Raw genomic sequence first — 7,203 nt, 5'->3', positions numbered from 1 at the left:
GCTTCGTAATCTTGCCCTGGGTACCTAACGAACATCAACAAACACAGAGAGCTCAAAGAGAAGTATGGAACAAATTTATTTAGCTGGCGGCTGCTTGTGGGGTGTACAAGAATTTATTAAGTACGTTCCTGGTGTTATCAGCACAGAAGCAGGCCGTGCTAATGGAAGCGCCCAGCCAACAGAGAACAAAACGACACAAAGCGACGGCACACAAAGCGATTACAATGGCTACGCGGAGTGCGTACAAATTGAATTTGATCCAAACATCACGTCAGTCACGATTTTGATGGAACACTTGTTTGAGATTATCGACCCTTACAGCTGGAATAAACAAGGTGTCGATGTCGGAGAGAAATACCGCACAGGTGTATACAGCACTAATGCAGAACACTTAACCGAAGCTAAGCACTATATTTCTTCAAGAGATGATGCCGACCGTATCGCTGTTGAGGTGTTGCCGTTGACCAATTATGTTGCCAGCGACGACATCCACCAGCATCACTTAAGTCACTTCCCTGAAGATCACCACTTATGTCATATCCCTTGGGATCTACTGCATAAGTATAAATCACAGTAGTCTCGACGTAAGATTGAGATGATCACGACCTAAGATCGATAAAGCCTCAACAGACATTATCTGTTGAGGCTTTTTAAGTGTTATGGTCAGGACAGCTATCGTGAATTGATTTGGTAGCTCAAGCCATTAACCTTTAGCCATTAACTAATAAATTACTTAGTCGTATTCTCAAGCACGTAGTCTGGACCCGCTGTTTCAGCTGTCACAACCGCAAGTTTAGACACGTCTGCGCCTTCACCTTGGTAAGCGTTCATGCCATTTTCTACAACGACTTTTGGTAGCTCAACCGAGTAGCCTTCGATCAGTTCAGAATCCGTTACTTGACCTACGTAAGTTTCGTCTGTGTAGGTTGCGCCGACTAATGGGTAATCTTGCGTTGCACGCACACTTACAAACTCAGGAGATTGCGAGTTATCAACCACGTTGTGTTTGAACGCCACATCAACGCCCGCATAAATGCCTTCCACTTCTGCGTTGTCAAACAAACTTACACGGTGGCTTTGGTTGCCGTAAACAATGCCCCACTCAGTGTCGACTAGAGAGTTATTCTCGATGGTGATGTTTTTCGGTGTCCACTGCTTGTTCAGCTCTTTGCCTTTCACCGATTGATCTAGCTGCTCACCATTCGCTACGTCGATAATACCTGTGTTAATAACAATGCCGCCACGTAGGTCAGCGTTGCCTTCGATCAAACCATCGCGGCCTCGAGTGTTTGCAATGTAGTTATTGCGAATCACATGATCTTCATCGTAGATACGGACGCCGCCGGTTAGGCGCTTTCCATTGCCAAGAATCATGTTGTTCTCAACCGTGTTGCCTTTTCCGTGACGCAGTGAAATAAGCGCGGTGCTTTGGAAAATAGTATTACCTGAGATCGTGTTGTCGCCCGACTTAATCGAGATAAGCTCACGCTCACCATCCATATCGATCATCAGGTTGTTCACGAACTTAGAACTTGAATCCCACTGTGAAGCTTTAGAATCACCAATACGGATCGCTTCCCAGCTGTTGCCGTTGTAACGAATCGCTTCTTTGATATCGAATTCATTGAATTGGTTAGGCTTTTGATCCATGAAGATATTATTTGCGATCAGGTGGTTGTCGGCTGTGTCATCTTTTTGTACACCGATCAAAGTGCCGCGTTTTTGCTTACCTTCGAAACGGTTGTTGATGACTTTGCCATCTTTACCCCATAGAGAAACCCATAGGTACTTTGGATACTCAGAACGACGCTCGTCTGGCTCGTACGTGTAATCATGGTTGAAGTAGTAGAATGTTGAGTTTTGCAGCGTGTTGCCATTACCCATCATACGTACTGCACCAAAGCGTTCGTTAGGACCGCCCTCAGTAAATACCAAGCCATCAAGCGTGATGTCATCGCCTTTCAGTTCAAACTGAATCAAACCAGTGATCCACGCAGAGCCTGCTTGCTCAGCCTTGATAGTGATGTCATTCGCCGTGATCGTCACTTGACCTAAGTTCGCGTATTTACCGGCAGGGATAACCACTTCGTCGCCATCTTTTAGGTTTTCAAATTGTGCTTTAAGCGCAGCCACTTGCTCTTCCGAAGCAACGGCTAAAGTGTCGCCATCTACCTCTGTTAAGCGGTCACTGCTCAATAGGTAACTACGGTCAATTTCGCTAACAGCAGGCGTAGCTTGTTCAGCGACACTGACTACGGGTGCTGTTTTTTCTTGTGTTGTACAGCCTGTTGCAAAAGCGAGTGTGAACGCGCTAATAATGCTTACCGATAATAGTTTTTTGTTCATCGTACATCTCACATTAAAGTTTGGATTATAAAAATGACGACCACCCGTTCAGGTGGCCGTGATGTTATTTAGGATGCGTATTAAATTAGCCTTCGGCTGGAGTCACTTCGTCTTGTTGCTCGACTTTGTCATCGACCGCTTTAACAAGTAACAGACCAACAGAGAACACAATCAAGCCACACAGAACGAATACCATGCGTCCCCACATTGGGTTTGGCAGTACGAACATAGTCATTACGCCCACACCCGCTACCGCGATAAGTGAACCCAACATACGACGTTGCTTGTTATCCAGTTTCTTCTGTTCATTACTTTCAGCAACTAGTGGCGTCGCTAGGTTGTTGAAGAACTTGTCTACGTCTTTCTCACGGTGCTCAGCAAGAGGCTTGTAGAACAGTGTTGAAAGAACAAAGAAGCCAGCAGTAAATATGATGTGACCGATAAGGCCGATAGCCACTTTCAGGTCAGCCCACTCACGGCCGGTTAGTTCATTTAGACCGAACCAGTTTTGAATCATGTCCGCAGTGATAACGAAACCAACGAAGTAAGAAACCACACCACCTACAACTAGCGTGCCCCAACCTGCCCAATCCGGTGTTTTACGGATGAAGAAGCCACAGAATGCTGGAATTGTCATTGGGAAGCCGATCAATGCGCCCACGTACATCATGGTGTCGAAAAGGCTCAGACCTTTAAGAGAGTTGATGAACAGAGCAACCAAGATGATCGCGATACCGAAGAAGGTAGACGTTAGTTTAGAAACAACCATTAGCTCTTTCTCTGTCGCTTTAGGACGAAGAATCGGCTCGTAGAAGTTCTTAACGAAGATACCTGAGTTACGGTTTAGACCTGAGTCCATTGAAGACATTGTTGCTGCGAACATAGCGGCAATCAGAAGGCCAACCATACCTGCAGGCATGTATTCTTGAACGAAGTAAAGGTAAGCGAAGTCAGCGGCTTTGCTGCCAGCTTCTGGGTAAGCAGCTGCTAAATCAACACCTTGACCAGCCATGAACCAAGAAGGCATGAACCAGATGATTGGACCAAGCGTCATTAGTACACAAGCAAGCAGTGCTGCTTTACGTGCGTTGTTTGAATCTTTTGCAGCAAGGTAACGGTAAGAGTTAAGCATGTTGTTGGTAATGCTGAACTGCTTTAAGAAGATGAACACAGCCCAGATGCTGAAGATGCTCATGTAGTTAAGGTTGTCACCCGTGATGAACGAATCCGTTGGGAAGTCGCTAATGATCTGCGTAACACCGCCACCGTGGTAAATAGCAACGACTGCACATGTCACCGTTACTGCCATGATGATAACCATCTGCATAAAGTCAGATGCGATTACCGCCCAAGAGCCGCCCGTCACTGACATCACCAGTACAACCAGACCCGTTAGGACAATCGTCGTTGTCATATCAAAGCCGAAGATACCCGATGCGATGATTGCTAGACCATTCAACCAAATACCTGCAGAGATAACGCTGTTTGGCATACCAGACCAAGTAAATACTTGCTCATTCACCTTACCAAAACGCATACGAATCGCTTCAATTACCGTCACAACACGCAGTTGACGGAACTTCGGAGCGAAGTAAAGGTAGTTCATTAGGTAACCGAATGCGTTCGCGATGAAGATAATCGCTACGGCAAAGCCATCGGTAAAGGCTTTACCTGCTGCACCAGTAAATGTCCAAGCACTGAACTGGGTCATAAATGCGGTTGCACCTACCATCCACCACAGCATATTACCTCCCCCACGGAAGTAATCACTTGTCGTACTTGTAAACGTTCGAAACATCCACCCTATCGCAATTAAGAATAGGAAGTAGATGCCAACTATCAGGGTATTGAGTTCCATCGTTAGACCTTTTATTTATGTTTTTTTGTTGAGGTCACTATAAATAAATGGCAAGTATATTTGTACTACAATAATCCAAATACGTGACAATGATCTTACAGTCTAACACTCAATTAATCATACAAGTGATCGAGTTCAAAGTTGCACCACCTAGGAGCGCAATTCCTCAAGTCAGTGCAGTTATCCGCACTAAATTTCGACCAAAACCCCGAAAAACATGAACAAGGTCTCTAAAAATCGAAGATTCATCGTTAAAAACTATTATTCTTGACGATCAAAGCTTAAAGAAGAGCAGCAAAAATATCGTTAGATATAATTTATAAAAATGAATTAAACCAACATATTTGTAGTACAAATAAGATCGATAATTTGCTTTTAAAAGTTCCCTATATTAGGCAGCCAATAATGAAAACTTGAAAACCACTATTAGATACTGACAGGGATACACGGAAGTGAAATGCTTTTAACACACCCGTTACACTTTCCCCGTCCAATAAAAAGGTGTCATTATGAAGAAATACGTTCCAATCTTAATTGCTCTTAGTACGGTATCTTCTATGAGCTATGCAGCAACACCGCGTGAAGATGCTGTTGACTACTTACAGATGCGTAAAGGCGTGGCTTACCAAGTAAACCATTCAAAACCTTTCACTGGTCAATTTGAAGAGAAGTTCGATAACGGCCAAGTCGCGACCCAAGCTCAGTTTGCCGATGGCTTAGAACTTGGGCTAGAAACTAACTGGTATCCGAATGGCCAAGTCGCTTCTAAAGTGAATTACGTAAAAGGTGAACTGCAAGGCAAAGCTGAAACCTGGTATCCAAACGGACAGAAAAAAGCAGAACTCAATTATAAAGACAATGAACTATCAGGCACCGCCTCTCGCTGGTATCCCAATGGGGAACAAAGCCTGACAGCTGAATACAGCGACGGACAAAAAGATGGATTGGTAACGGACTACTACCCGAACGGTAATAAGGCCAGCCAAGCGAAGTTTGATGAAGGTGAAGTCGCGAACGGAAAACTTACTCGCTGGAATACTAACGGTGACAAAGTTGAAGAACTGACCTTTAAAGATCACAAAGTCACCTCTAAACAGGTGTGGATGCCTACAGAAAGCTAAGCCTCAAGAACAGCTCTCACGGAGCTCTTTGATATAACTAAACGCCTGCTGTTAAAGTTTGCAGCTACACGTCTGCAACTAAGAGACAAGAGAAGAGAAGAGAAGGGAAACGAACATTCATGTGATTAAGCGTGAATGTTCGTGGCTTTGATGCTGTAACAGACTCACTTGAGCGTGTTGTCATCAACCTAAAAGCCTATTCTTAAGCCGCGGTTTACACGCTTATTGAGCCGCACACGACTCTCTACTCAAATTTCAAATAAAAAAACGCTCATGTTGCCTGTATCAACATGAGCGCAAGGGTAGATCTTCGACTACCATCTCCTACCTTTCTAGATGAAAGCAGAAGTTATAATTAGAATAGTTGGGAGCAATAATCAAAATACTTTCGCAAGCACTTCAACGATTTCTTCTTTGTCGCTGATGAGAACAACGGGTAACGATTCGAACCCAGTTCATACTTATATAGCAGGCTATGTCACTACCTTGCCTACTACATTTCAAACCTTCTCTGATTGAGCTTTAAATCACCTCAAGTAAATGCCTCATGCTCTTAAAGCGGTTGGATTTAATCCATTTAGCTTCAAGACCACTCTTACTTATTCGGCTTCACACCGTCTGTTCATGCAATCAACACAGCAAAGTTATGTATTGCTACAGAAAGTTAGTAAATAATAATGTATTACAAATAAAAATGATATCTAAAGGTTCAATTTTTTGCTGTAGCGCACATTTATTGATGAACAAAACTCTTCAAAACCATTATCAACAGCCAAACAAATCACTAAAAAACATCAACTTAACGAAACAACTCGATTTTGTAACCCTTTGTAAATAGTGGTTTTGTCCTAACAACACGATCAAGTTCACAGATCATCACGCCTCGGATCGCTACCATATTTGTATTATTTAAATGCAAAATAAATTTGAAATAACCAAGAAATAATTTCAAAAACAAAATGCATTTAAGACAAGAACTACTCTATTTGGCTTGTAATTATGGCCAATACTCAACCTATAAATATGGAATTAATACCATGAATAAAACTAAAATCGTGATTGCTGTGGCATCTGTACTCGCTGCTGGCTCTGTATCTGCTGCGTCTTTCGATATGAGACACGAATACAAGAGTCATACAGATCAACACGCTACTCGTGTAAAACTTGGCGATAGCATTGGCAACTTCCTTGTAGATATCGAAGCGAAATTCAAGGGAGAAGACGGTAAATTCATGGAAGATTTGAAGAACAATGGTTGGGAGCTTGGTCTAAACTACCGTCATGTACTAAACGATAACTGGACAATGACTTACGGTATGCCAATTGAAGGTCGTGAATCTGGCGTTACATACAAGCCTCAAGTTCGTGCAACATACAAAGTGGATAGCGTTGATGGTCTAAGCCTAAGTGCTCGTTACCGTTACGATATGAGACAGAACACTAGCAGCTCAGAGTATCAATTCGATGACAATGGTGATGTTATTGTTGATAGTGACGGTGTTCCAATCACGGTTGATAAAAACGTTTCTAATCAACGTCGTCACCGTCTAACGGCAAACGTTAACTACTCAATGGAAAACTGGCGCTTTGGTCTAGAAGGTAACTACTACAAAGCTGATGGCTATGACATCTACGACAACGACGATACCAACTACGAGTTGAACGCAAGCATTCGCCATATTATGGGTCAATGGGCACCATATGTAGAGTTTGGTGATGTGAGCACTTCATCAACTAAAGCGACTCGTGAACTGCGTAGCCGTGTAGGTATTACTTACAGCTTCTAATCGATAGCTACATGAATAATCTAAGATAATTACTGTCCTAATTTTCTAAGACCTAAACAAAAGCCAGCTTAATGAACTGACCCCCAATAGT

5 protein-coding genes are annotated in these 7,203 nt (G+C 43.1%); 3 read left to right on the top strand and 2 right to left on the bottom strand.

The window, feature by feature from the left end; all coding sequences use genetic code 11:
- Positions 1–64: 64 nt before the first annotated feature.
- Complete coding sequence (locus tag AB4274_RS19210; RefSeq protein ID WP_372112957.1) at positions 65–577, top strand: peptide-methionine (S)-S-oxide reductase; 513 nt, start codon at positions 65–67, stop codon at positions 575–577.
- Between the two features lie 152 nt (positions 578–729).
- Here AB4274_RS19210 and AB4274_RS19205 read toward each other — a convergent pair whose 3' ends face one another.
- Complete coding sequence (locus AB4274_RS19205; RefSeq protein ID WP_372112955.1) at positions 730–2,346, bottom strand: polysaccharide lyase 6 family protein; 1,617 nt, start codon at positions 2,344–2,346, stop codon at positions 730–732.
- An 85-nt stretch (positions 2,347–2,431) separates the two neighbouring features.
- Positions 2,432–4,204 (bottom strand): sodium:solute symporter family transporter, encoded by a 1,773-nt coding sequence (locus tag AB4274_RS19200; protein WP_017067389.1) that lies wholly within the window; start codon positions 4,202–4,204, stop codon positions 2,432–2,434.
- Positions 4,205–4,713: 509 nt separating this feature from the next.
- On the opposite strand from AB4274_RS19200, the gene AB4274_RS19195 reads away from it, so the two are divergent.
- Together AB4274_RS19195 and AB4274_RS19190 are read left to right on the top strand one after the other, a co-directional pair.
- Positions 4,714–5,325, top strand: a complete 612-nt coding sequence (locus tag AB4274_RS19195) for a toxin-antitoxin system YwqK family antitoxin (RefSeq protein WP_017061462.1) — start codon at positions 4,714–4,716, stop codon at positions 5,323–5,325.
- A gap of 1,037 nt (positions 5,326–6,362) precedes the next feature.
- Positions 6,363–7,112, top strand: coding sequence for an oligogalacturonate-specific porin KdgM family protein (locus AB4274_RS19190; protein WP_372112953.1), 750 nt, complete (start codon positions 6,363–6,365; stop codon positions 7,110–7,112).
- Positions 7,113–7,203 lie beyond the last annotated feature (91 nt).

The organism is Vibrio sp. 10N.261.55.A10 (genome assembly GCF_041470825.1).
In the GTDB taxonomy this organism is placed as follows: domain Bacteria; phylum Pseudomonadota; class Gammaproteobacteria; order Enterobacterales; family Vibrionaceae; genus Vibrio; species Vibrio crassostreae_C.
The sequence above is the reverse complement of the archived record's forward strand: the minus strand, read 5'-3'. Positions and strand labels throughout refer to the sequence as shown.